The 24050-nt window shown below is 32.7% G+C and carries 23 protein-coding genes; 15 read left to right on the top strand and 8 right to left on the bottom strand.

From position 1 onward, the window contains the following. Window positions 1–9: 9 nt before the first annotated feature. The 4 genes from guaA to ACYX4H_RS15310 all read left to right on the top strand — a co-directional run bounded on the left by guaA (window position 10) and on the right by ACYX4H_RS15310 (window position 4493). Window positions 10–1545, top strand: coding sequence for a glutamine-hydrolyzing GMP synthase (gene guaA, locus ACYX4H_RS15325; protein WP_476237126.1), 1536 nt, complete (start codon window positions 10–12; stop codon window positions 1543–1545). 242 nt (window positions 1546–1787) lie between these two features. Further along, entirely contained in the window at window positions 1788–3704 is a 1917-nt protein-coding gene (locus ACYX4H_RS15320; RefSeq protein WP_476237125.1) for a PBP1 and LysM peptidoglycan-binding domain-containing protein, read from the top strand. Window positions 3705–3732: 28 nt separating this feature from the next. Then, entirely contained in the window at window positions 3733–4266 is a 534-nt protein-coding gene (locus tag ACYX4H_RS15315) for a DUF922 domain-containing protein (RefSeq protein ID WP_476237124.1), read from the top strand. After that, window positions 4266–4493 (top strand): DUF3820 family protein, encoded by a 228-nt coding sequence (locus ACYX4H_RS15310; RefSeq protein ID WP_476237123.1) that lies wholly within the window; start codon window positions 4266–4268, stop codon window positions 4491–4493. Before ACYX4H_RS15315 ends, ACYX4H_RS15310 begins: the two co-directional genes overlap by 1 nt. 6 nt (window positions 4494–4499) lie before the next feature. On the opposite strand, the gene ACYX4H_RS15305 is transcribed toward ACYX4H_RS15310, so the two are convergent. Continuing rightward, window positions 4500–4787 (bottom strand): hypothetical protein, encoded by a 288-nt coding sequence (locus ACYX4H_RS15305; RefSeq protein ID WP_475296679.1) that lies wholly within the window; start codon window positions 4785–4787, stop codon window positions 4500–4502. A 217-nt stretch (window positions 4788–5004) separates the two neighbouring features. On the opposite strand from ACYX4H_RS15305, the gene ACYX4H_RS15300 reads away from it, so the two are divergent. From ACYX4H_RS15300 to ACYX4H_RS15290, 3 genes are all read left to right on the top strand, one after another. Next, entirely contained in the window at window positions 5005–6636 is a 1632-nt protein-coding gene (locus tag ACYX4H_RS15300) for a CTP synthase (protein WP_476237122.1), read from the top strand. 131 nt (window positions 6637–6767) lie between these two features. Further along, a complete protein-coding gene (gene yidC, locus ACYX4H_RS15295) occupies window positions 6768–8669 on the top strand; it encodes a membrane protein insertase YidC (protein WP_476237121.1) in 1902 nt (633 codons plus the stop codon). A 167-nt stretch (window positions 8670–8836) separates the two neighbouring features. Next, a complete protein-coding gene (locus tag ACYX4H_RS15290; protein ID WP_476237119.1) occupies window positions 8837–9520 on the top strand; it encodes a toxin-antitoxin system YwqK family antitoxin in 684 nt (227 codons plus the stop codon). A gap of 145 nt (window positions 9521–9665) precedes the next feature. On the opposite strand, the gene ACYX4H_RS15285 is transcribed toward ACYX4H_RS15290, so the two are convergent. Next, entirely contained in the window at window positions 9666–11972 is a 2307-nt protein-coding gene (locus tag ACYX4H_RS15285) for a fasciclin domain-containing protein (RefSeq protein ID WP_476237118.1), read from the bottom strand. Window positions 11973–12144: 172 nt separating this feature from the next. On the opposite strand from ACYX4H_RS15285, the gene mnmA reads away from it, so the two are divergent. The 5 genes from mnmA to ACYX4H_RS15260 all read left to right on the top strand — a co-directional run bounded on the left by mnmA (window position 12145) and on the right by ACYX4H_RS15260 (window position 16697). Next, window positions 12145–13332, top strand: a complete 1188-nt coding sequence (gene mnmA / locus ACYX4H_RS15280; protein WP_476237117.1) for a tRNA 2-thiouridine(34) synthase MnmA — start codon at window positions 12145–12147, stop codon at window positions 13330–13332. Window positions 13333–13341: 9 nt separating this feature from the next. Beyond that, complete coding sequence (locus ACYX4H_RS15275) at window positions 13342–14283, top strand: NAD(P)H-dependent flavin oxidoreductase (protein WP_476237116.1); 942 nt, start codon at window positions 13342–13344, stop codon at window positions 14281–14283. A 66-nt stretch (window positions 14284–14349) separates the two neighbouring features. Continuing rightward, window positions 14350–15723 carry an MATE family efflux transporter gene (locus ACYX4H_RS15270; protein ID WP_476237115.1) on the top strand — a complete coding sequence of 458 codons (1374 nt, stop codon included), beginning with the start codon at window positions 14350–14352 and terminating at the stop codon, window positions 15721–15723. 97 nt (window positions 15724–15820) lie between these two features. Continuing rightward, complete coding sequence (locus tag ACYX4H_RS15265; protein WP_475296670.1) at window positions 15821–16048, top strand: hypothetical protein; 228 nt, start codon at window positions 15821–15823, stop codon at window positions 16046–16048. Window positions 16049–16124: 76 nt separating this feature from the next. Next, on the top strand, window positions 16125–16697 hold the full coding sequence (locus ACYX4H_RS15260; RefSeq protein ID WP_475296669.1) for a phosphatase PAP2 family protein: 573 nt from the start codon (window positions 16125–16127) through the stop codon (window positions 16695–16697). Here ACYX4H_RS15260 and meaB read toward each other — a convergent pair. Next, window positions 16694–17767, bottom strand: coding sequence for a methylmalonyl Co-A mutase-associated GTPase MeaB (meaB, locus tag ACYX4H_RS15255; RefSeq protein ID WP_476237114.1), 1074 nt, complete (start codon window positions 17765–17767; stop codon window positions 16694–16696). The genes ACYX4H_RS15260 and meaB overlap by 4 nt on opposite strands. Before the next feature lie 42 nt (window positions 17768–17809). Further along, window positions 17810–18367 carry a DUF2911 domain-containing protein gene (locus ACYX4H_RS15250; protein WP_476237113.1) on the bottom strand — a complete coding sequence of 186 codons (558 nt, stop codon included), beginning with the start codon at window positions 18365–18367 and terminating at the stop codon, window positions 17810–17812. A gap of 173 nt (window positions 18368–18540) precedes the next feature. Between ACYX4H_RS15250 and ACYX4H_RS15245 the strand changes: the two genes are divergently transcribed. Genes ACYX4H_RS15245 through ACYX4H_RS15235 form a run of 3 tightly spaced genes read left to right on the top strand, consistent with a single transcriptional unit; the run spans window position 18541 to window position 21214 of the window. Continuing rightward, a complete protein-coding gene (locus ACYX4H_RS15245; RefSeq protein ID WP_475296666.1) occupies window positions 18541–19092 on the top strand; it encodes an RNA polymerase sigma factor in 552 nt (183 codons plus the stop codon). Continuing rightward, window positions 19076–19660: a hypothetical protein gene (locus ACYX4H_RS15240; protein ID WP_476237112.1), complete on the top strand. Its 585-nt coding sequence runs from the start codon at window positions 19076–19078 to the stop codon at window positions 19658–19660. The genes ACYX4H_RS15245 and ACYX4H_RS15240 overlap by 17 nt, the downstream gene beginning before the upstream one ends. A gap of 12 nt (window positions 19661–19672) precedes the next feature. After that, window positions 19673–21214, top strand: coding sequence for a hypothetical protein (locus tag ACYX4H_RS15235; RefSeq protein WP_476237111.1), 1542 nt, complete (start codon window positions 19673–19675; stop codon window positions 21212–21214). Between the two features lie 7 nt (window positions 21215–21221). Here the strand turns inward: ACYX4H_RS15235 and ACYX4H_RS15230 are convergent, their stop codons facing one another. The 4 genes from ACYX4H_RS15230 to ACYX4H_RS15215 form a co-directional block, all read right to left on the bottom strand. Further along, the gene (locus ACYX4H_RS15230; protein WP_476237110.1) at window positions 21222–21902 is read right to left on the bottom strand and encodes a GNAT family N-acetyltransferase; all 681 of its coding nucleotides are present in this window, start codon (window positions 21900–21902) and stop codon (window positions 21222–21224) included. Window positions 21903–21988: 86 nt separating this feature from the next. Further along, window positions 21989–22267, bottom strand: a complete 279-nt coding sequence (locus ACYX4H_RS15225; RefSeq protein WP_476237109.1) for a pyrimidine/purine nucleoside phosphorylase — start codon at window positions 22265–22267, stop codon at window positions 21989–21991. Continuing rightward, window positions 22260–23180, bottom strand: coding sequence for a tRNA (adenosine(37)-N6)-dimethylallyltransferase MiaA (gene miaA, locus ACYX4H_RS15220; RefSeq protein ID WP_476238673.1), 921 nt, complete (start codon window positions 23178–23180; stop codon window positions 22260–22262). The genes ACYX4H_RS15225 and miaA overlap by 8 nt, the downstream gene beginning before the upstream one ends. Window positions 23181–23195: 15 nt before the next feature. Beyond that, complete coding sequence (locus tag ACYX4H_RS15215) at window positions 23196–24041, bottom strand: ion transporter (protein WP_475296661.1); 846 nt, start codon at window positions 24039–24041, stop codon at window positions 23196–23198. Between the last annotated feature and the right edge of the window lie 9 nt (window positions 24042–24050).

Raw genomic sequence — 24050 nt, 5'->3', positions numbered from 1 at the left:
TTTTTGCGCATGCAACATGACAAGGTACTTATATTAGACTTCGGTTCGCAATACACACAACTTATTGCGCGTAGAGTTAGGGAACTCAACATTTATTCCGAAATTCATCCATTTAACAAAATTCCGTCAAACATTCAAGAGTATAAAGCCATTATACTTTCTGGTAGTCCAAACTCAGTTAGGGGTGAAGATGTTTTACATCCAGATTTATCAAACATTCGTGGTAAAAAACCATTACTGGCTGTATGTTACGGAGCACAATATTTGGCACATTTTTCTGGTGGCGAAGTAGCGCCTTCAAATACTAGAGAATACGGACGTGCAAATTTATCTTTCATCAAAGATGATGAAGCTTTTTTTGCTAACATAAAAACCGGTAGCCAAGTATGGATGAGTCATTCTGATACTATAAAAACATTACCAACAAATGGTGTTTTAATAGCAAGCACACACGATGTTGAAAATGCAGCTTACAGAATTGATGGAGAAGCAACTTATGCAATTCAATTTCACCCAGAAGTATATCATTCAACAGATGGTAAACAATTGTTAGAAAACTTTTTGGTGAATATTGCTGGTGTAGAACAAGATTGGACACCCGATTCGTTTATTGAAGAAACCGTAGCGCAATTAAGAGAAAAAGTTGGTGATGATAAAGTAGTATTAGGTTTATCAGGCGGTGTAGACTCTACAGTGGCTGCTGTATTACTAAATAAAGCCATAGGCAAAAATCTGTATTGTATTTTTGTTAATAACGGTTTATTACGAAAAAATGAGTTTGAAAGCGTACTAAACCAATACGAAGGTATGGGGCTTAATGTTAAAGGCGTTGATGCTTCAGCTAGATTTTTAGATGCACTAAAAGGTATTGAAGATCCTGAGAAAAAACGTAAAGCCATTGGTAATGCGTTTATTGAGGTTTTTGATGATGAAGCACATAAAATTGAAGATGTTACTTGGTTAGCACAAGGCACCATTTACCCCGATGTTATTGAAAGTGTATCGGCAACCGGTGGGCCTTCAGCAACTATAAAAAGCCATCATAACGTAGGCGGTTTACCAGATTTTATGAAACTTAAAATTGTTGAGCCACTTCGTGCTATTTTTAAAGATGAAGTAAGAAGAGTGGGCGCATCATTAGGCATAGACCCAGAATTACTTGGACGTCATCCATTTCCCGGTCCTGGTTTAGGTATTCGTATTTTAGGTGATATTACTGCCGAAAAAGTACGTATACTTCAAGAGGTTGATGCTATTTTTATCAATGGTTTAAAAGCATGGGGCTTGTATGACAAAGTTTGGCAAGCTGGTGCTATGTTATTGCCAGTTAATAGTGTTGGTGTTATGGGCGATGAGCGCACGTATGAAAAATGTGTAGCACTTAGAGCTGTTGAAAGTACTGATGGTATGACGGCCGATTGGGTTAATTTACCCTATGAATTTCTTCAAAAAACATCAAACGAAATAATAAATAAAGTTAAAGGCGTTAATAGAGTAGTGTATGATATTAGCTCTAAACCGCCAGCAACCATTGAATGGGAATAGATTGGTGACTTTATAAAGGCTTAAGTGTCTTAAACCTATAATAAAATTTAGGCGTTGCAATGTTTTTTTAACTACATTTAAAAAAATATCAACGTCTTAAATGTTTTTAGTAACGTATATAAATTATTTAAAATTATAAGTAAGTATTTTTATTTTGGCATGTTATATGATTTTAAAAACTAAATACTCATTTATATTCTAAAATCAGTAAAAACGTTTTACTGTTTATAAAAACAACACGTATGTTTAAAATTTTATCTGTTTTTTGTTTTGTTTTCCTTTTTGGTTTTCAAATAGTTAATGCTCAAAATCATAGTATTCATAAAGTTAAAAAAGGTGAGACTATTGAGGGTATTGCTAAACGTTACTATGTAACACCTTTTGATATTTATAAACTGAACCCAGAAGCAAAAAAAGCATTAAAGCCTAACACCATTTTAATTATACCAAAAGCCAAAACAACACCAAAGGTAACAGTTGTTAAAGAATTACAAGGCTTTAAAAACCATAAAACAAAACGTAAAGAAACACTTTATAGTTTAGCTAAAACATATAATATTACAGAAGAAGAACTAAAAAAACATAATACGTTTTTATATGCAAACCCTTTAAGAAAAGGCGATAAACTTAAAATACCAGTTTTTAAAATTACTGAAGTTGTTGAAGATGTGCCGCAATATCAAACCTATGTAGTGAAACCAAAAGAAGGCAAATGGCGTATTGCATATAAATTTGGCATAACAATATCTGAGTTAGAAGCTTTAAATCCAGAATTAAAAGAAAATGGTTTAAAAGAAGGACAAGAAATAAAAGTGCCTAATTTAGAAAAAGAAGCCCAAAATGTAATTGACGAACAATATAGCTACTACAAAGTTTTACCAAAAGAAGGCTTTTACCGCTTAAAATTAAAGCTTGGTTTAGAACAAGCAGATTTAGAAAAACTAAACCCAGAATTAAAAGAAAGTGGATTAAAGGCAGGAATGATTTTAAAAATTCCTTTTAATGAAGCACTAGCAAATAACACTGAAGAAGGCAAAGTGAATCTATTAGATAGCATTACAAATTTTGATACTAAGCATATTGCAATAATGTTGCCTTTTAGGTTGAATAGAATAGATTTTACAGGGTCTTTAAAAAATAACATTGAAAAAGATCCGTATTTAGATGCCTCTTTAGATTTTCATTCGGGAGTTTTAATGGCAATAGATTCGCTTAAAAAATTAGGAATATCATTAAAGGTTGATGTTTACGATACCAAAAACCAAGTAAGTGAAGTTGAAAACATTATTAAAAATAATAATTTTGAAAATGTTGATGCTGTTATTGGGCCGTTAACATCAAAAAACTTTCAAAAAGCAGCATTATCATTAAAAAGTTATCATGTGCCAGTTGTGTCGCCAATTGGTTCAAATTTACAACTGTATGATAACGTTTTTCAGTCTAGAACATCAGATGATGTATTAAAAGAAAAAATTATAAATTTTGTAAAGGCCGATACGTTAGCAAGCAACATTATTATAATAGCAGATTCTAAAAATGTAGCCATTTCAAACACATTAAAAAATCAATTTATAGCTGCAAAACAAGTGTTTTCTAGAAAAGATAAAGAAGGAAAAGATAAGTTTTATGTAGGCAAACAAGATATTGAAGATGCTTTAAAAGATGGTGAAAATATTGTGTTTTTAGAAACCGAAGACGAAGGTTTTGCTTCAAACGTAACAAGTATTTTGGCTTCTCTTTTTCAAAAAGACGACTTGCAATTAAAAACTAAAGCTCGCAATATTACATTGGTAACTACTAATTTTAATAAAGCTTTTACAGGTGATGAGGTATCAAATGAGCACCTTTCAAAACTTCAATTTCATTACGCTAGCACCTCAAAAAGTTACAGTGAAGATAACAGTTTTGTTAAAAACTATAAACGCCAATACAACATAACACCAAATAAAAGAGCCGTTAAAGGTTTTGATTTAACTATGGATGTTGTGCTGCGTATAGCATCGGCAAATGATTTATTCATGTCTGTTACCAAAGCACCTGTTACAGAGTATACAGAAAATAAGTTTTCATACAAAAAGAAAATGTTTGGTGGTTTCTACAATGAAGCTGTTTACCTGGTTAAATATCAAGATTTAGATATTGTTGAAGTTAAACAATAATAAAAATAAAAACGGCGTTTAACAGTTTGTGATTAAGTTTTTTATTATAGCGTGTTGTTTTTTATTGGTGCAAGATGAGCCGGTAATTACATGGCATGAAACACAAAAATTAACCTGGCAAAATTTTAAAGGCACGCCTAATAATGAGGTAAGAGCATCGGCCATTACAGCATCAGGCATTTCGTTTGGGTTTTCAATACAGCTAAAAAACCAAAATGTAGTAGATTTTTCTACCGAAGTTCATGCTCATTTTTATCCTAATCAATCATGGGTAAAACCAACCGATGCTAATCATCATATTTTAGGACATGAGCAACTTCATTTTGATATCACCGAACTTTATGCTCGAAAATTTAGGTTTGAAATTAGTAAACTAACAGTTTCAAATAACATAAAAAAACAGCTAAACACACTTCAAAATACAATAAATTCAGAATTAAAAAATATGCAGAATGCTTATGATGCCGAAACAAATTATTCTAGAAATTTTGAAGCACAAAAACAATGGGAAACATTTATAGCTAAAGAACTTAAAAAGTACAATACTTACAAAAATAATTAATGCTACCAGATAAAGCGTTTTTACTAAAATTGGCCCACACCAAAATGCCCTATGGCAAATACAAAGACCGTTATTTAATTGATTTGCCAGAGCATTATGTGGTATGGTACCATAGAAAAGGTTTTCCAAAAGGGCCGTTAGGTGATATGTTAACCACTGTTTATGAGCTTAAAGTTAATGGGCTAGAGGGTTTGGTAAGAAACATTAGAAACCAATACCCCAAATAAATTAATTTAAACCAAGGCTTCACAATAAAATCCTCTGCTAGTAATTTGTTGTATAATCTCTTCTGTTTTTAGTGTTTGTGTGGTTTCTAAGCGTAACACTTTATCAATATCTTCAAGGTCTATGGTCCATTTTATAACATCAGGATGCGTGTTAAAAAGTAATTTTAAAATGTTTATTGCCTTACTGTTAATGTTTGTTTTAAGTATGTGAATACTAATATTTCTCTTTCTTTTGTGGTAAAACGGACTAATCATTTGTTTGTTGTTTTTTGTTGATTGATGTAATTTTTGCATTAAGCTTTTTTAAATGACGATTCATATGTAAAAATGTATCACACATTATTAAAAAATTATATGCTTTTGTGTTTAATACTACAAAATTATATAAGCTTATGTCAAAATATGTCAGGCGTTTAAAATGTGTTGTTAAAAAGTAGATTCAAATAACTAAAAAGTTATTCGGTATTAACTATTTTAATTTTGTAAATTTGCCTGCGTTTATAAGCGCACAATGACAAGTACAAAATACATTTTTGTAACCGGAGGAGTTACATCATCATTAGGAAAAGGTATTATAGCCGCATCTTTGGCAAAACTACTACAAGCCCAAGGTTACAGAGTAACCATTCAAAAATTAGACCCGTATATTAACGTAGACCCAGGAACACTAAACCCGTATGAACACGGTGAATGTTATGTGACTGAAGACGGTGCTGAAACCGATTTAGATTTAGGTCACTACGAGCGTTTTTTAAACGTACCAACAAGTCAGGCAAACAACGTAACCACTGGTCGTATTTACCAAAGTGTTATTGAAAAAGAACGCCGTGGCGAATTTTTAGGTAAAACAGTACAAGTTGTACCGCATATTACAGATGAAATTAAAGAACGTATTCAAATTTTAGGGAATTCTGGCGATTATGATATTGTAATTACCGAAATAGGAGGAACCGTTGGTGATATTGAATCGTTGCCATACATTGAAGCAGTACGCCAATTACGTTGGGATTTAGGTGAAAACAATGGTATTGTAGTGCATTTAACATTAGTGCCATATTTATCGGCAGCTGGCGAGCTTAAAACTAAACCAACACAGCATAGTGTAAAAACACTTATGGAAAGTGGTATTCAAGCCGATATTTTAGTATGTAGAACAGAGCACGATTTACCAAGTGATTTAAGAAGAAAATTAGCATTATTTTGTAATGTAAAAGAAGAAGCTGTGATACAATCTATTGATGCTTCAACCATTTATGATGTACCTAATTTAATGCTTGATGAAGGTTTAGATAAAGTAGTACTTAAAAAACTAGCATTACAAAGCACTGAACCTAATATTAACCGTTGGAATGAATTTTTAAGCCGACATAAAAACCCCAAAACCGAAGTAACCATTGGTTTAATTGGTAAATATGTAGAATTACAAGATTCATACAAATCTATTTTAGAAGCATTTATTCATGCAGGTGCAGAAAATGAAGTTAAAGTAACCATAGAGTCTGTACATTCTGAGTATTTAAATAGTGATAATATAAAACTAAAACTGGCCCATTTAGATGGTGTTTTAGTAGCACCAGGTTTTGGTGAACGTGGTATTGAAGGAAAAATTGATGCCGTTAAATTTGTACGCGAAAACAATATTCCGTTTTTAGGCATTTGTTTAGGCATGCAAATGGCAGTTATAGAATATGCTAGAAATGTTTTAAACATTGAAGGAGCAGATTCTATTGAAATGAATCCTGAAACCAAAAACCCTGTAATAAATTTAATGGAAGAACAAAAATCTATTACAGACAAAGGTGGTACAATGCGTTTAGGTGCTTGGGCATGTAATTTAAAAATGGGTAGTTTAGTAAGAGACATTTATAAAGCTGAAACCATTAAAGAACGCCACAGACACCGTTACGAGTTTAATAGCAATTACAAAGAGCAAATTGAAGCAGCAGGCATGAAAGCTACAGGCTTAAACCCAGATACGGGGTTAGTTGAAATAGTTGAAGTGCCCGCACATCCATGGTTTGTTGGTGTGCAATATCACCCCGAATATAAAAGTACAGTTGCAAATCCGCACCCATTATTCGTGGCTTTTGTAAAAGCAGCTTTAAAGTACAAAAGCAAACAAAAAAGTGCCACTATGGCATAAAAATTAAAATGGATAGCTTTTTGATTATCAACAAAAATATATAACACATTAATATTTGTCAAAAAAAATAAAGCAAAATTACACCAACTTTAATTGGCTCTTATTTTATTCAAAATGACAACAACTACAATATGGAAGAAAAAAAGTTAGATATAAATTCAATAATAGGTTTTGTACTTATTTTTGGAATATTAGCTTATATGTTATGGCAAAATCAGCCATCACCTGAAGAATTAGAAGCTCAAGAAAAAGCAAAACAAGAACAAGCAGCAGCCAAACAAAAAGAACAAGAAGAAAAACAAGGCACATACACTACTACACAAGCGGACTACGCAGTTGGTACACAGGCAGATTCACTTCAACAAATTGCATTAAAAAATAAATTAGGTGCTTTTGCTTATTCAGCAATGAAAGCATCTGATAAAGAAACACTTGTTGAAACCGATTTGTTAGCTTTAAAGTTTAATAACAAAGGCGGTTACTTGTCAGAAGTCAGATTAAAAAAGTTTGTAGATTTTAAAAAACAACCCATCTACCTTGTTAAAGATAACAACGCTTCTTTCAATATAAATTTTGGAACTACAGACAGTAGAATTTTAAATACTAACGATTTATTTTTTGAACCTTCTATCACTAAAAATGGTAACAAAACCATAGTTTCAATGAAACTTAAGGTTTCTGAAACCAAATTTTTAGAGTATAGATATGATTTAGTTGATGGTGATTATATGATGGATTTCACCATTCGTTCACAAGGTTTAAGTGATGTAATTAATGGTTCGCAAGACATTAATTTAGATTGGAAACAAAAAGGTTACCGTCATGCAAAAAGTATTTCATATGAAAACCGATATACCGATATTCATTATGAATACGAAGATGGAAAAGATGATTACACCGGTATGCGTGATGCCGAAGAAACACTTGATGATGTAAGTTGGATAGGGTATAAGCAGCACTTTTTCTCATCTATATTACTAACAGATACGCCATTTAAAACAGCTAAAATAGCATCAACTAATTTAGTTGAAGATGAAGCTGTTGACACTGTTTTTACAAAAAATTTCACATCAAAAATACCATTAGAGTTAAAAGGTGGCGAGCTTAATTATAACATGAATTGGTACTACGGGCCAAGTGAGTTTAAAACATTAAATGCATATAACAGAAATTTAGATGAGTTAGTACCACTTGGTTGGGGTATTTTTGGCTGGATTAACCGCTATATTTTTATGCCTTTATTTGGTTTTCTTGGTGGTTTTATGCCTTATGGTATTGCCATTGTGGTAATGACAATTTTGGTTAAAATATGTTTGTCTTTTGTACAGTATAAACAGTTTTTATCGCAGGCAAAAATGAAAATTTTAAAGCCAGAGTTAGATGCTATCCGCGAGAAATACAAAGACAATAAAATGAAAGCGCAACAAGAAACTATGGCGTTACAAACAAAAGCAGGTGCTAGCCCATTATCGGGGTGTTTACCAGCTTTAATACAGTTGCCAGTGTTTTATGCGTTATTTCAGTTTTTCCCATCGGCATTTCAATTAAGACAAGAAAGTTTCCTTTGGGCCGAAGATTTATCGTCATATGATACAGTGGCTAACTTACCTTTTAATATTCCATTTTATGGAGATCACGTTAGTTTATTTCCAATATTGGCATCTATAGCTATTTTCTTTTACATGCGTTTAACAACGGGGCAAAATGTGCAAATGCAACAGCCACAGCAAGAAGGTATGCCAGATATGGCAAAAATGATGAAGTATATGATGTATTTTTCTCCAATAATGATGCTGTTCTTCTTTAATAACTATGCATCTGGTTTAAGTTTGTATTACTTTATTTCAAACTTAATTAGTATTGGTATTATTTTAGTTATTAAAAATTATATTCTTGATGAAGATAAAATTCATGCACAAATTCAAGAAAATAAAAAGAAACCTAAAAAGCAGAACAAATTTCAGGCACGTATGCAAGAAATGATGGAGCAAGCCGAACAACAAAGGCAGGCGCAACAAAAAAGAAAAAAATAATTTATAAAATATTTTCAGTTTAACTGAAGTATAAATTCAAAAGCTGCTTAAACTATATGTATTTAGCAGCTTTTTTTATACAATTTGAAGTTTTATTTATCGTTTAATTATGTGTTGTTTTTCTATTTTAAAGTGAAAGTGAAACAAAAAAATAGTCAATTTAAATTATGAAATTAAGCAGTATTTTAACAATTGTATTTTTAGTAATATTCACGTCAATATCAGCCCAAACATTTAATCAGTTTGATGATAACGGTAAGCGTCATGGTATTTGGAAAAAGAATTTTGATTGCACAAAAGTGCTAAGATACCAAGGTAAATTTAAACATGGTAAAGAAATTGATACATTCAATTTTTATAAAAATATTAGAGGCAAAGCGGTGTTAACGGCAACTAAAATTTTTAATGATCATAATAATATTGCTCAAGTGTTTTTCTATGCTTCTAACGGAAAAATTATAAGCAAGGGTGCCATGGACGGGAAATATTATATTGGTGAATGGGCGTATTATCATAAAAGCTCTGATAAGTTGATGACTTTAGAGCATTATAACCAACAAGGGCAATTACATGGTGAGCGTTTTGTGTATTACAATAATGGGCAAATAGCCGAAAGTCAAAATTATATAAATGGAAAACGCCACGGAGCATCTGTTTGGTATTCAATAAAAAATGTTGTTTTAAAAGAGTTTATGTATGAAAACAATCAGTTACATGGGCCATCAAAAGTATATGACTCTCAAGGACATTTAAAAGTTGAAGGCGCTTATAAAAACGGAAAAAAACACGGCCTTTGGAAATATTATGAAGCTGGAGCATTAAAAGAAACTATTAATTTTTCTTCAAAATAATTAAAAAAAGAAACGCCCTGAAATCTCAGGGCGCCTCTTTTTCATAGACAATTTTCAAGAGTAAATGGAGTAAATCTTGTCCATGACTTTCTAACCAAACATAACCAATAAATCAAAATATAGACTTATTCGTATTTTTTAAAACTTAAGGTAGAGGTGGTAAAACAACCTTATCTATAGCATGTATTACACCATTAGAAGCTTGCACATTAACAGCAATTATGTTGCTTACTCTATTGTTTGCATCAGTTAAAGTTGCACCACCTGTAATATTTGCTGTAATATTTCCACCTTGAGTTGCTATTGTCATATTATCCATTAAATCTGTATCTCTTACATTAGCACCAGCCACTGCGTGGTAACTTAATGTAGCATTTAATGTGGGCTCGTCTATGTCTGCTAAACTATTGGCGTTTAGTTCAGTTAATAAATCTGTAAAAGCATCGTTTGTTGGTGCAAATACTGTAAAAGGTGCAGGATCTGTCCCATTAGGTGTAGATAATAATGTTACATAATCTGTAGTTAAATCATCTCTAGTTAATGCTGCTACTAACGTACTAAAATTAGGATCGGCTAAAGCAAAATCAACTACAGTTGGTAAGCCTATAACTTTATCAACTGCATGAATTACACCGTTGCTAGCCACAACATCAGCAACCGCTACAGTAGATACACCATTAAACATTACACCATTTGATGTGTTATAATAAATACTCATAGCATTATCACCAGCTCCGGTAGCACTTGTTGTAGCATACCCAGCACCAGCAGAAACCAAATCTGTAGAAAAAGTTGTGCCACTCATAACATGATTTAACAATACCTGCGCTAAAGCATCAGTAGGAACATCAGCTAAAGCAGCAAAATTATTATCACTTAAAAAGCTTGTAAAACCATCGTTCACTGGTGCAAGTACTGTAAAAGGGCCATCACCACTTAATGTGTTTACTAAGTCACCATCGGCTGCTTGTAAAGCAGCTACTAAATTGCTAAATGAAGGGTTTGCAATAGCATGATCTACAACGCTAGGTAAACCTATTACTTTATCAACAATGTGTATAACTCCATTTGTAGCTTCAATATCGGCTTTAGTAACGGTAGAGATACCATTAAACATTACGCCGTTTGAAGTATCATAAAAAATACTCATATTCATGTTTCCAGCGCCAGTAGCGTTAGTTTTAGCGTATCCAGAACCAGCACTAACTAAATCTGTAGACATTACTTCTCCAGTTATTACGTGGTTTAACAACACTTGTGCTAAAACATCAGTAGGAACATCTCCTAATGAAGCAAAGTTATTATCATTTAAAAATGCAGCAAAAGCATCATTACTTGGTGCTAATACTGTGTAATCTGTCATACCATTTAAAATTGAAACCAAATCACCATCGGCTGCTTGTAACGCAGCTAATAAGCTACTTAAGCTTTCGTTGGCAGCTACTTTACCAGCAATAGTGTTAGGTATGGTTGGTAAAATAACTTTGTCTATTACGTGAATTACACCATTGGCAGCTTGTACATCTACAACAACTATGTCACTAACACGACCGTTAGAATCTGTTAAAGTTGCACCACCAGTTACATTTGCTGTAATTTCGCCACCAAGTGTTGAAACAGGCATGTCATCTGTTAAAGCGCTAGAAAGCACATTGGCTCCTGCCACTGCATGTAAATCTAAAGTAGCTTTTAAAGTTGGTTCGTCTATATCACTTAAATCATTAGCACCTAATTCAGCTAATACATCAATAAAAGCTTGATTTGTTGGTGCAAATATTGTGAATGGAGCAGGGTCTGTACCGTTAGGTGTAGAAAGTGCTGTAACATAATCAAATGTTAAATCACTTCTAGTTAATGCTGATACAAGCACCGAAAAGTCATCGTTTGTGGTAGCAAAATCTACTATTGTTGGCAAGCCAATAACTTCATCTACAATGTGAATGATACCGTTCGTAGCATCAACATCTGGTGTAGTTACTGAAGACATGCCGTTTAAAGTAACACCATTACTAGTGTTAATATAAATACTCAAATTAGCTCCTGTTGTAGCTTCTGTGGCTAAAGTTTTTCCATAACCAGTACTTAAGGCAGTAGATTGTAGTTCACCAGCAACAACGTGGTTTAATAATACTTGTGTTAAAACGTCTTTTGGTACATCGGCTAAACTTGAGAAATTATTGTCTGTTAAAAATTTCTCAAAGGCAGCATTTGTAGGTGCAAATACTGTGTAGTCTCCAGTTGGATCATCTAAAACAGCTGCAAGATTACCGTCGGCAGCCAGTAAAGCTTGTACTAAAATGCTTAAATCTGGTGTAGCAACCGCTAACTCAGTAATGGTTTCAGGGGCTTTTTCAATAGGCATATTGTTGTCATCATCATCGCTACATCCAATAGATAATATAGCAACAAATAACATCAATGAAACCTTTTTTAATGCTGTTAATGTTTTCATGTTTATGATATTTACGATTAATTGTTTAACAAAAGTATAAAATAATTAAACAAAAAAACAAATTTTGTTCAAAAAAAAATAAAAATAGATAAACAAAATGATGTTTCAGTTATATGTAAAATGTTTAGTATTCCTTTAAATATATGTATCTTTGCAGACTAATTTTATTGAAATGAAACGTGTTATTATTGGGCTTTCAGGCGGTGTAGATTCTAGTGTTGCAGCGTATTTATTGCAACAACAAGGCTATGAGGTTATTGGACTTTTTATGAAAAATTGGCATGATGATTCTGTTACAATTTCAAATGAATGCCCTTGGTTAGATGATAGTAATGATGCTATGTTAGTGGCCGAAAAATTGGGTATTCCTTTTCAAACAGTTGATTTAAGTGAGCAATATAAAGAACGTATTGTTGATTATATGTTTAATGAATATGAAAAAGGAAGAACCCCAAACCCCGATGTGCTTTGTAACCGCGAAATAAAGTTTGACGTATTCATGAAAATAGCATTAGATCTTGGGGCAGATTATGTTGCAACCGGGCATTATTGCAGAAAAGGTACTATATTTAAAGATGGTGAAAACGTGTACCAATTATTAGCTGGTGTAGATGGTAATAAAGATCAATCGTATTTTTTATGTCAACTATCACAAGAGCAATTATCAAAATCATTATTCCCTATAGGTGAATTAACCAAACCGGAAGTTAGAAAAATAGCCAATGAAATAGGTTTAGTAACCGCAGATAAAAAAGATTCACAAGGTTTGTGTTTTATAGGTAAAGTAAAATTACCTGAATTTTTACAACAACAACTAAAACCAAAAGAAGGTATTATTGTAGAAATACCAAAAGAACACGAAGTTTATAACCAAAAAACGCCCAGTTTTAATACCGAAGAAGAAAAACTTCAATACCAGTCAAAAAAAATAGAGTATAAAGAAACCTATGGTAAAACCGTTGGTAAACACCAAGGTGCCCATTACTTTACTAAAGGCCAAAGAAAAGGACTCGCTGTTGGCGGAACTGTAGAGCCATTGTTTGTTATTGATACTGATGTTGATACAAACATAATTTATACAGGACAAGGCAAAACACACCCAGGATTATTAAAAAAAACCTTATTTGTAAGTAATGATGAATTGCACTGGATTCGTGAAGATTTAGCGCTAAACAATGGTGAAACTATGCAAGTTGAAGCCAGAATTAGATATAGGCAGCCTTTAGAAAAAGCAGTGCTTCACAAAGTTGAAGCAGGTCTTTATGTTGCTTTTGAAAATTATCAATCTGCCATTACCGAAGGTCAATTTGTAGCATGGTATAAAGGTGAAGAGCTTTTAGGTTCGGGTGTTATTTCATAACTTTAAACCATGCCAAACAAAATAACAGAACTTTTTAAAATTAAATACCCAATCATTCAAGGTGGAATGATTTGGAATAGCGGTTGGCGTTTAGCATCAGCTGTAAGTAATGCAGGAGGTTTGGGGCTTTTAGGCGCAGGTTCAATGTATCCAGACGTTTTAAGAGAGCATATTCAAAAATGTAAAAAAGCAACTAATAAACCTTTTGGTGTTAATGTACCTATGTTGTATCCTAATCTTCAAGATATTATACAAATAATTGTTGAAGAAGGTGTTAAAATAGTTTTTACTTCTGCCGGAAACCCTAAAACATATACAGCTTGGTTGCAAGAAAGAGGTATAACCGTAGTACACGTAGTTAGCAGTGTAAAATTTGCACTAAAAGCACAAGAGGCCGGTGTAGATGCCATTGTAGCCGAAGGCTTTGAAGCAGGTGGCCACAATGGACGTGATGAAACAACAACCCTAGCTTTAATACCAATGGTTAAAAAAGAAATTACAGTACCTTTAATTGCAGCAGGTGGTATTGCAACTGGTAGAGCCATGTTAGCCACCATGGTTTTAGGGGCCAATGGTGTTCAAATGGGAAGCAGGTTTGTTGCAAGTACAGAAAGCTCTGCGCACCTTAATTTTAAACAATCTGTTGTTAATGCTAAAGAAGGTGATACGCATTTAACACTCAAAGAATTAGCGCCTGTAAGACTTATTAAAAATAAATTTTATAATGACATACAAGATCTTTATAAAACATCGCCAACGGTAGAAGATTTAAAGTCTTTGTTAGGAAGAGCTCGCGCCAAAAAAGGTATGTTTGAAGGCGATTTAGATAATGGCGAACTAGAAATTGGTCAAATATCAAGTTTAATTGATACCATTAAACCAGTAAATGAAATTTTTCAAGATTTAATTTCTGAATTTGAATTAGCTAAAAAAGAAATAACTACATTATAATGCTATTTTCAAATCTTGTTTCTATAATTACTAGCTTGTAACAAAGGGATACTTTACTTTTGCAAAATGCAATTAAAACACTACACAAAAGAGTTTAAATACAATTGGCAATTAGCGGCGCCAGTTATGTTGGGTATGCTTGGGCATACCTTTGTGAGTTTTGTTGATAACATAATGGTTGGCCAATTAGGTACAGCAGAACTTGCCGCGGTTTCATTAGGTAACAGCTTTATGTTTATAGCCATGTCTTTAGGTATTGGCTTTTCTACAGCAATTACACCTTTAATTGCTGAAGCAGATGCCGAAAATAATTTTTTAAAAGGAAAATCATCTTTTAAACATGGTCTTTTTTTATGTACTGTTTTAGGTGTGTTGTTATTTTTAATAGTGTTTTTTGCTAAACCTTTAATGCATTTAATGCAACAACCCAAAGAGGTTGTTGAGTTGGCTATTCCGTATCTAGATTTGGTGGCTTTTTCTTTAATTCCGTTAATTGTTTTTCAGGCGTTTAAACAATTTAGTGATGGCTTGTCTATGACAAAATACCCTATGTATGCCACCATAATTGCTAACGTAATAAATGTACTTTTAAATTATATTTTAATTTTTGGTAAGTTTGGTTTTCCGGCTATGGGTATTGTTGGTGCTGCCTATGGTACCTTAGTTTCAAGATTTGTAATGGTAGCCTATTTATGGTATTTATTAAAGGGTAAAGAAAAATCTAAAAACTATGTAACCAGCATTAAGTTTTTTGTTTTAGATAAGTTAATGCTAACTAAAATAATAAATTTAGGAGCACCAAGCGCCATGCAAATGTTTTTTGAAGTGGCCATTTTTACCGCAGCCATTTGGTTAAGTGGTTTGTTAGGTAAAAATCCGCAAGCGGCGAACCAAATTGCTTTAAACTTATCATCAATGACGTTTATGATAGCCATGGGGTTAAGTGTGGCTTCAATGATTAGAGTTGGAAACCAAAAAGGACTTAAAAATTATTTTGAGCTTAGGCGTATAGCCTTTTCTCTATTTTTAATGGGTACTATATTTGCCGTGTGTTTTGCATTATTATTTTTTGCTTTACACAAACAACTGCCCAAATTGTATGTAGATTTAAATGATGCCGAAAACCTAATAGATAACACAGAGGTAATTACAATAGCTGCAAAGTTATTAATTGCATCGGCTATTTTTCAAATAAGTGACAGTATTCAGGTTATAGTTTTAGGTGCTTTACGTGGCTTACAAGATGTTAAAATACCTACAATAATTACTTTTGTTTCTTATTGGTTGGTGGGGTTTCCTATAAGTTGGTTTTTTGGTAAAGCCCATATGTATGGTAGTTTTGGTATTTGGTTGGGCTTATTAGCTGGTTTATCTACCGCCGCAGTTTTGCTTTATATTAGGTTTAATTACTTAACTAAAAAATTAATTGCAGAAGCATAGTAATTTGTAAATTTACATAGCAAAAAATGCAATGCTAACAGAGTATTGGCTATTTTTACGCTGTTTTAATACATGTTTGTAAATTAACTTAACAACAATGGCACTACCAAAATTTATTTTAGGTGATAATTCTGAATTTCCAACAGCTATTTATGTAATTCATACAGAGTTTCCTAGATTTATTATTAATCTTGAAGATGATGAAGTTGAATGGTTTGAAGATTTTGATGCTGAAGACCAAAAAGAACTTGAAACCGAAACCGAAAATGCCATTACGTTAGCTACTGAATGGTATGATGCCGAAATTGAAAAATACAGCGAGTAACCGCGTTAGGGATTGAAGCAAGTTACCGTGTAACGCGTAAAGCCCGACCCAAAGGGGAACGCCCAAATTTTATTTTATGTTAGAAAGCATATTAAAGTACGATACTGAATTATTTATTTTTTTAAACAACCTAGGCTCTCAACGTTGGGATAGTTTATGGTTAATTATTACAGATAAATTAACATTTGCACCGCTTTATGCTATTTTATTGTTTTTACTTTATAAAAAGTTTGGCTGGAAAGCGTTGCTTATTTTTATAGTGGTAGTAGCGTTAATGATTACGTTTACAGACCAAATTACCAACGTGTTTAAACGTGGTTTTGAAAGGCCAAGACCTTGTAGAGATGAGGCTGGTTTATTTGATAAAATACGCTTTATTGCTGTGCGTTGTGGCAAATATGGGTTCTTTTCTGGACATTCTTCAAACTCAATGGCGGCGGCAGTTTTTGCAGGTTTAACTTTAAAGCCATATTACAAAAACTTAATTTTTATTTTGTTATTTTGGAGTGCTGTGGTGGCTTATAGCCGTATTTATGTTGGTGTACACTACCCAACAGATATTATTTGCGGTTTAACCTTTGGAGCTATTTCTGGGTTTTTATTCTACAAACTTGGACAATTTTTAATTAAAAAATACATTACAACTTAGGTTAGGTTTAACAAAACATCGGCTGCTGCAAATGGTGTTGTTTGGTTGGTTTCAATAAGGTGTAGCTGTTTTTTTAATGCGGCTTTTATTTTTGGTGTGTTAAAAAAGTCTGACTTTAATTGTGCTTCTATGGTTTGAATAAGCCAGTACTTGTTTTGTTCGTTTCGTTTTATATTAAAATAATTGTTTGCTTTTGTGGTTTTAATATATGCTGAAATATTATTCCAAATAGTATCAATACCTTCGTTTTTTAAAGCACTACAAATAGTAACTGTTGGTTGCCAACCTGATGCTTTTGTAGGGTAGAAGTGAAGTGCTCTTGCAAATTCTACTTTGGCAATTTTTGCTGCTTGTAGGTTGTTGCCATCGGCTTTATTAACGGCTATGGCATCGGCCATTTCAATAATACCACGTTTTATACCTTGCAACTCATCACCTGCACCCGCTAGTTTTAATAGTAAAAAGAAATCTACCATACTATGCACGGTTGTTTCGCTTTGCCCAACACCAACAGTTTCAATAATTATAACATCAAAACCTGCGGCTTCACATAATGTAATGGTTTCTCTGGTTTTTCTGGCTACACCGCCTAAAGTATTACCCGATGCAGATGGCCTTATGTATGCGTTTTCATCTTTTACTAAGGCTTCCATTCGGGTTTTATCGCCTAAAATGCTACCTTTTGTAACGCTACTGCTTGGGTCTATGGCTAAAACAGCCACCCGCTTTCCTTGGTTAGTTAAATATTTTCCAAAGGTTTCAATAAAAGTGCTTTTGCCTACACCAGGAACGCCTGTAATACCAATTCTTATAGATTTATTGGCGTGTGGTAAGCAGGCTTTAATAATGTTTTTTGCTTTTTGTAAGTGGTTTGGGTTTTGGCTTTCAACTAATGTTATGGCTCTACTTAAAGCGGTAATATCTTTGTTTAAAATAGCCGAAACAAGGGTATTATTATCAAGCTGTTGGTTACGTTTAGCTTTTAGTTTTTTTATAGCGTTTTTGTTGGTGATTTCAGTTGCTGAAATTCCATCAGTTTCTTGTAAAGCTGTTTTTTTGGGCTTTGTCACTAGTAAAAAGGTTTATACGCTAAGATACGTAAAATAAACCCCTTAATTTTTTAAAGGAACGGCAATTTTTGTGTCATCCCAAGCCATAGTTAGGTAAAGCTTATCAGTAGAATTATCAAAAGCAATGGTGAATTGTTCAACGGTGCCATTAATTTTTTGTACTGGCACATCAACGTTTACAACATCATAATTGGGGTCCCAAAGCGGATTCATTTCAGAGTCTACACCCCAATCATATTGTTTGGTGTTAAACATAACGGTCCATACAGAATCTTTAGGTACTGTCCATAACGTGTATTTACCAACGGGTAAATTTACACCATTAATTTCAAGCGGTTTGTTGGTTTCAAACGTAGTAGCTTCGTTGGCTCCGGTTCTCCAAACTTTATTAAAAGGTACTAAGGCACCAAAAATTTCACGCTCTTTTTTAAAGGGTCTGTTATAAAACACTTTTAGCCTTAAATCATTCAATTCAAATTTTACAGTATCTTTAGGACTCAGGCGTTTATCAAAAATATTTTCAACAAAAACAGAATATAATAACAAGCCTAAAGCAATTATAGAAAGCAGTATTAATATTCGTTTTAAAAAGGTATTCATGTAGCAGTGTTTTTTAAGCAGCAAATATAATTTAAAACTATTAACTGCTAAACTGCTAACGTATAATTATTGTGTTTTGTTATTAATTTAAAAAAAAATATGATGTTTTGCAACACTTTAGTTTTTGTGTCGTCTTTCAAATAAACTAACGCAAACCAAAAGTAAAAAATAACATGTTTCAAGTTAACATTATTGAACAATGTAAACAGAACAACCGTAAAGCACAACTGCAGTTGTACAACCAGTACTGCAATGGTATGTATATAGTTGCTAAACGGTTTTTGAAAGATGCAAATGACGCCGAAGATGTAGTACAAGAAGCCTTTATTAAAGCGTTTTCAAAACTAGATCAGTACAAAGCCGAAGTTACTTTTGGGGCATGGTTAAAACGTATTGTTGTTAATAAGAGTATCGATTTTTTAAAAGCCAAAAAACAAGAGCTCGTAGAGTTAAATGATGTGCATTTAAAAGTTGTTGATGCACCAATAGACAACAAATGGTTAGTAGATGATGCTATTACTTTAAATGATGTAAAACTAGCAATAAATAAGCTACCAGATAAGTACCAGTATGTGGTTATGCTTTATTTAATTGAAGGGTATGACCATCAAGAAATAGCTGATATTTTAAACATATCTGAAGTAGCATCAAGAACACAATTATCTAGAGGAAAAACAAAATTGCAAGAATTATTAACACTTAAAAATCATGGCAAAAGATATTAGAGAGTTATTTGAAAATGACAAAATAACGCATGAAACGATGCCCGATAATCATGAATTGCGATTTATTAAAAGGTTAGATGAGGCTTTACCTGCAACCAAAACTAATAATACTAGTTGGTTACGTATAGCTGCAAGTATTGTATTGGTAATGGGGGTAAGTTTTTCTGCTTATAAAATAATTTACAGCCCGCAGCCAGAGCCTATAAACACTAATAATGTTGTTAATACACCAAGTATTGAAACAAAAACTTTGGGAGATATTTCACCAGGATTAAAAAAGGTTGAAGATTATTATTTGGCAAGTATAAATTTAGAACTATCTAAAATTAAATATACCCCAGAAACCAAAGACCTTTTTGATGGTTATATTGAACAATTGGCAGAACTTGATAATGAGTATAAAACACTATCAGAAGAACTCACAGAATCTGGTCCAACAGAGCTTACCATAAATGCTTTAATAGATAATTTAAAATTACGTTTAAACCTATTGTATCGTTTAAAATCACAATTAAAAACACTTTCGCCCTCTCAAGCTGGTACAGAGGCAGAAGCACAATCAATCTAAAAAAATCAAAAAATGAACAAATCAATTATACAACTAGCAATAATAGTTATAGCATGTTTTGCGCTTGGTAGCTTGCAAGCGCAAAACAAACAAACAAAAGTATCACAATCTATAAAAGTAAATAAAGATGTAAATATAGATTTGAATACCAGCTATTGTAACATAGTTTTTGATACTTGGAACAGAAACGAAGTAAGCATTGAGGCCTATATTGAAGGCGATAATATTAGTGATAATGCACTGCAAGAAGTTTTAAACAATTGGCATGTAGATGTTGATGCTACAAATAACCACGTAAGTATTAATGCCAAAAGCTCAGGCAAACCAACAAAGGTTTGGTACGCAACACCAAATACTTATACAGATGACGATGGTTTGGTAAACATAATTTTAGAAGAACTAAAATATGAATTGGCAGATTTGCCCGATGTTATTTGTGAAAGTATTAGTAGCATAGAAATACCTGAAGTACCAGAAATACCAGCATTACCCGAAATGCCAAAGATGCCCAAATTGCCAAAATTACCAAAAGGCGCAGACCATGTAGCTTTTGATTATGATGCTTATAAAAAAGATGGTGAAAAATATTTAGAAGAATACTCAAAAAAGTTTGAATCTGTTTATGGTGAAGAATACGCTAAAAAAATGGAAGCTTGGGGTGAAAAATTTGGAAAAGAATGGGGCGAACAATTTGGAGAGCGTATGGAGGCTTGGGCCAAAAATTTTGAAAAAAATTGGAATAGCGAAGACTTTGAAAAGCAAATGGAAGCATGGGGAGAACGCTTTGGAAAACAAATGGAACAACAGCATAAAGCAAGAGAAGAAGCAGCAAAAGCTAGAGAAAAAGCACAAGAATTACGTGAAAAGGCTAGAGTAAAAGCCATGGAACAACGTGAAATACAACGTGAAAAACGCGATCAGCTTATTGAAAAAAGACGTATAATAGTTGAAAAATTAGCAAACAAAGAAGGTAGTATACCTGTTAAAAAAACAATTAAAATTAAACTACCAAAAGGAGCCAAATTAAAGGTGAATGTTAGGCATGGTGAAGTAGAGTTTGCATCGGCCGAAAATTTAAAGGCAAACTTATCACACGCAAAATTTATAGCACAAAGCGTTAATGGAGGTTCTACTTCCATTAATGCTTCGTATTCACCTGTTTATGTTACAAACTGGAATTTAGGAGAACTAAACTTAAACCATTCTAAAGCTGTTGAAATTGGTAATGTTAAGCATGTAGTGTTAAATGCAAATTCATCAAATATTACTATTGATAGTTTGCAAGGAAATGCTATAATAGATTGTAATATTGGCGATGTAAATATTTTTAAAATAGATGATACTTTTACCAACTTAAACATAATACTTCAAAACAGTAATGCCCTAATAGCATTACCTAAAGCAAGTTGTAATTTGCAATATAAAGGTAATAGGTCTAGGTTAGCGCACCCAAAAAAGGAAAGCGGCAATGTTTCAACCTTTACCGCAGGTAGTTTAGGTAGTGGTAAAAGTATAGTTGTTAACGCAAAATACAGTACGGTTGTTATGGAATAAAATTACTTTACGCCCTACTAATTAACCAATAATGCATTTTTCTTCTTTCAACAAAGCCTAATTTTTTATATAAATTTATAGGTCCTACATTGTTTTCATCTACGTGTAAAAACGGTATTTTTTTGCTTTCAATTATTTTTTTAGCGGTATGTGTTATTAGCTGTTTAGCATAGCCATTACCTGTATGCTCTGGGTGTGTTACAACGGCACTAATTTCGATAAAATTACTTGTTTGCATACGCTCACCTGTTATGGCTACTAACTGGTTGTTTTTGTAAATTCCAAAATAGCGACCAAGCACATTTGTTTTATTTTTAAAAAAATGCGGATATGCAATTTTTATTAGTGCTAACAAATCTGTGTGGTGTGTTGCGTTTAATTGAATAATATTTTCTGAAATAGGATTATTAAAAGGTTGTTGCGCTACCATTTGTAAGCCAACATATTTTTTTATTTTGAAACCATCAGGCAGTAAAGGTTTATTGCCTACAATAAAAAATTCATCAAGCAGTTTAGCGTGTTCAAAAATGGCGCTTTTGGTGTCTTCAATATTAGTGAAAGCACCAAAAGGCGCATATTCTGGTTTAAAAAACTTTACGTTTCCGTAGTTAATACAGTAATTTGTATGAGTGTCAACCAAAGTGCTCCAAACAGGATTATCTAAAGGTGTTTCAGAAACTATATTCATATATTAAAGATATAATTTTTAAATAAATTTAGTTGATTTGAGCGGTTAACCAAAGTTGAAAAATACTAAACGTATTACCCTAAAAACTACTCATATTTACATAAATAAGAAGAATCTTCTAAAGCATAAACTTTAAATGTAATACCATAAGGAATTTCACAAACATCAAAAATACCATAAGGTTTTCTAACATCATTAGGTAATTCAATTTCCCAACTACCTGCAGTTAAAGTCATCCATTCTTTACTTGATGTACTAAACTCGTATTCGCCTTTTAATAATACGCCAGCAGTAAATTTACCTTGCGAATTATTAAATGCTAAAGATTTTGCGTTTCCATTGAAATACTCATTTACGTTAATCATTGTTTAAGTTGTTTTTTATAGTGTTTATAATTGTTTCAGTGTTTGTTGTGTAATCAAACCATAAAGTGTTTTGGTTTTTTTTAAACCATGTAAGTTGTCTTTTGGCAAATCTTCGGGTGTTTTTTTTAATTTCAGAAAATGCAAAATCTAAAGTGTGTTCACCTTCAAAATATTTAAAAATTTCTTTATAACCAACCGTATTTAAGGCGTTTAATTCTTTATGGGGTAAAAGTGTTTTTACTTCATTTAATAAACCGGTTTTAACCATAATATCTACACGTTGGTTAATGCGGTTGTAAATAACATCTCTTTGGGCCATTAAGCCAATAGTTATGGTTTTAAATGGTCGGTTTTTTTTGGGGTTGCTTAAAAAAGATGAATAGGGCTTGCCTGTGCCTATACAAATTTCTAAGGCCCTTATAACGCGGTGTGGGTTTTGAATAGCAATACTGTTGAAGGCTTTTTTATCTAATTGTTTTAATTGATTTTGTAAAGTTTCAAGACCTTGATTTTGTAATGTTTTATTGAGGTTTTCTCTTACAGAACTGTCAACATCAGGAAAATCATCTAATCCCTTTGTTACAGCATCAACATAAAGCCCAGAGCCGCCAACCATTATTACAACATTGTGAGTTTTAAAAAGCGTATTTAAGGTGTTTATAGCATCTTTTTCAAAAGCACCAACACTGTAATTTTCATGTATTGATTTGTGGTGAATAAAATGGTGTTTAGCCGCAGCCAATTCAGTAGCAGTTGGTGCCGCTGTGCCTATGTGCATTTCTTTAAAAAATTGCCTAGAATCTGCCGATATTATTTCGGTATTAAAATATTGCGCCAGTTTTATACTAAGTGCTGTTTTACCAATAGCAGTTGGCCCAACAATAGAAATTAAATATTTAGTATTAGTTTTGATAGGTTTATTTTGAATTTAACGGTGTAGTTTTTTGCCGCAGTTATAGCAAAAATCGGCATTGTCTTTATGGTTTTCGGCAAGACAATTTAAACAACATTTAGAGTTTAAACTAACATTGTTTTGTGAGTTTTGTTTTTCGTTTTTAGTTTGTGCGGTGTATTCGGCCGTAACAATGCCTGTTGGTACTGCAATGATGCCATAACCTAAAACCATGACTAATGATGCTATAAATTGCCCTAAAGGTGTTATAGGCGAAATATCGCCATAACCAACGGTTGTTAAGGTAACAATACACCAGTAAACACTGGTTGGTATTGAGGTAAAACCAGATTGGTTTCCTTCAACCAAATACATAATGGTACCTAGTATTATTGATATTATTATTACTGCAAATAGAAATACGGATATTTTAACCCTACTTGCTTTTAAGGCTTTTATTAATGCGTTTGAGGCGCCAAGGTAGCGTACTAATTTTAAAATTCTGAAAACGCGTAATAAGCGCAATGCTCGAAGTGCTACTAACGCTTGTATGCCACCAAAGGCTAATGAAATGTATTTTGGTATGGTTGATAATAAGTCTATTACACCGTAAAAGCTACATATGTATTTTAATGGTTTTTTTACGGTTACTACGCGCGCTATGTATTCTATAGTGAAAAGTATAGTAATTATCCATTCTAAAACGTCTAAAATATTGTGGTATTTGGCATCAATACTTTCAACGCTTTCAAGCATTACAAGTAAAATACTTGCAATTATGGTGTAAAGTAAAATAACATCAAAAAGCTTACCTGCTTTGGTGTCTGCTTCATAAATAATTTCATGAAGTTTATCTTTCCAATGTTTTTTTTGTGTGTTCATTAATTCAAA

The sequence above is a fragment of the Seonamhaeicola sp. ABD4_340 genome (assembly GCF_056312135.1).
Note: the sequence above shows the minus strand (reverse complement) of the source record. Positions and strands in the feature narration are given on the sequence as shown.

Excerpts from the sequence above, each read along its gene's own strand:
- ACYX4H_RS15265 (WP_475296670.1), top strand. The coding sequence starts at position 15,821 with ATGGCACTACCAAAATTTATTTTAGGTGATAATTCTGAATTTCCAACA.
- ACYX4H_RS15290 (WP_476237119.1), top strand. The coding sequence starts at position 8,837 with ATGAAATTAAGCAGTATTTTAACAATTGTATTTTTAGTAATATTCACG.
- guaA (WP_476237126.1), top strand. The coding sequence starts at position 10 with ATGCAACATGACAAGGTACTTATATTAGACTTCGGTTCGCAATACACA.
- ACYX4H_RS15270 (WP_476237115.1), top strand. The coding sequence starts at position 14,350 with ATGCAATTAAAACACTACACAAAAGAGTTTAAATACAATTGGCAATTA.
- ACYX4H_RS15235 (WP_476237111.1), top strand. The coding sequence starts at position 19,673 with ATGAACAAATCAATTATACAACTAGCAATAATAGTTATAGCATGTTTT.
- ACYX4H_RS15275 (WP_476237116.1), top strand. The coding sequence starts at position 13,342 with ATGCCAAACAAAATAACAGAACTTTTTAAAATTAAATACCCAATCATT.
- ACYX4H_RS15240 (WP_476237112.1), top strand. The coding sequence starts at position 19,076 with ATGGCAAAAGATATTAGAGAGTTATTTGAAAATGACAAAATAACGCAT.
- ACYX4H_RS15215 (WP_475296661.1), bottom strand. The coding sequence starts at position 24,041 with ATGAACACACAAAAAAAACATTGGAAAGATAAACTTCATGAAATTATT.
- ACYX4H_RS15245 (WP_475296666.1), top strand. The coding sequence starts at position 18,541 with ATGTTTCAAGTTAACATTATTGAACAATGTAAACAGAACAACCGTAAA.
- ACYX4H_RS15285 (WP_476237118.1), bottom strand. The coding sequence starts at position 11,972 with ATGAAAACATTAACAGCATTAAAAAAGGTTTCATTGATGTTATTTGTT.
- ACYX4H_RS15250 (WP_476237113.1), bottom strand. The coding sequence starts at position 18,367 with ATGAATACCTTTTTAAAACGAATATTAATACTGCTTTCTATAATTGCT.
- ACYX4H_RS15310 (WP_476237123.1), top strand. The coding sequence starts at position 4,266 with ATGCTACCAGATAAAGCGTTTTTACTAAAATTGGCCCACACCAAAATG.
- ACYX4H_RS15260 (WP_475296669.1), top strand. The coding sequence starts at position 16,125 with ATGTTAGAAAGCATATTAAAGTACGATACTGAATTATTTATTTTTTTA.
- ACYX4H_RS15300 (WP_476237122.1), top strand. The coding sequence starts at position 5,005 with ATGACAAGTACAAAATACATTTTTGTAACCGGAGGAGTTACATCATCA.
- mnmA (WP_476237117.1), top strand. The coding sequence starts at position 12,145 with ATGAAACGTGTTATTATTGGGCTTTCAGGCGGTGTAGATTCTAGTGTT.
- yidC (WP_476237121.1), top strand. The coding sequence starts at position 6,768 with ATGGAAGAAAAAAAGTTAGATATAAATTCAATAATAGGTTTTGTACTT.
- ACYX4H_RS15320 (WP_476237125.1), top strand. The coding sequence starts at position 1,788 with ATGTTTAAAATTTTATCTGTTTTTTGTTTTGTTTTCCTTTTTGGTTTT.
- ACYX4H_RS15230 (WP_476237110.1), bottom strand. The coding sequence starts at position 21,902 with ATGAATATAGTTTCTGAAACACCTTTAGATAATCCTGTTTGGAGCACT.
- ACYX4H_RS15225 (WP_476237109.1), bottom strand. The coding sequence starts at position 22,267 with ATGATTAACGTAAATGAGTATTTCAATGGAAACGCAAAATCTTTAGCA.
- ACYX4H_RS15305 (WP_475296679.1), bottom strand. The coding sequence starts at position 4,787 with ATGCAAAAATTACATCAATCAACAAAAAACAACAAACAAATGATTAGT.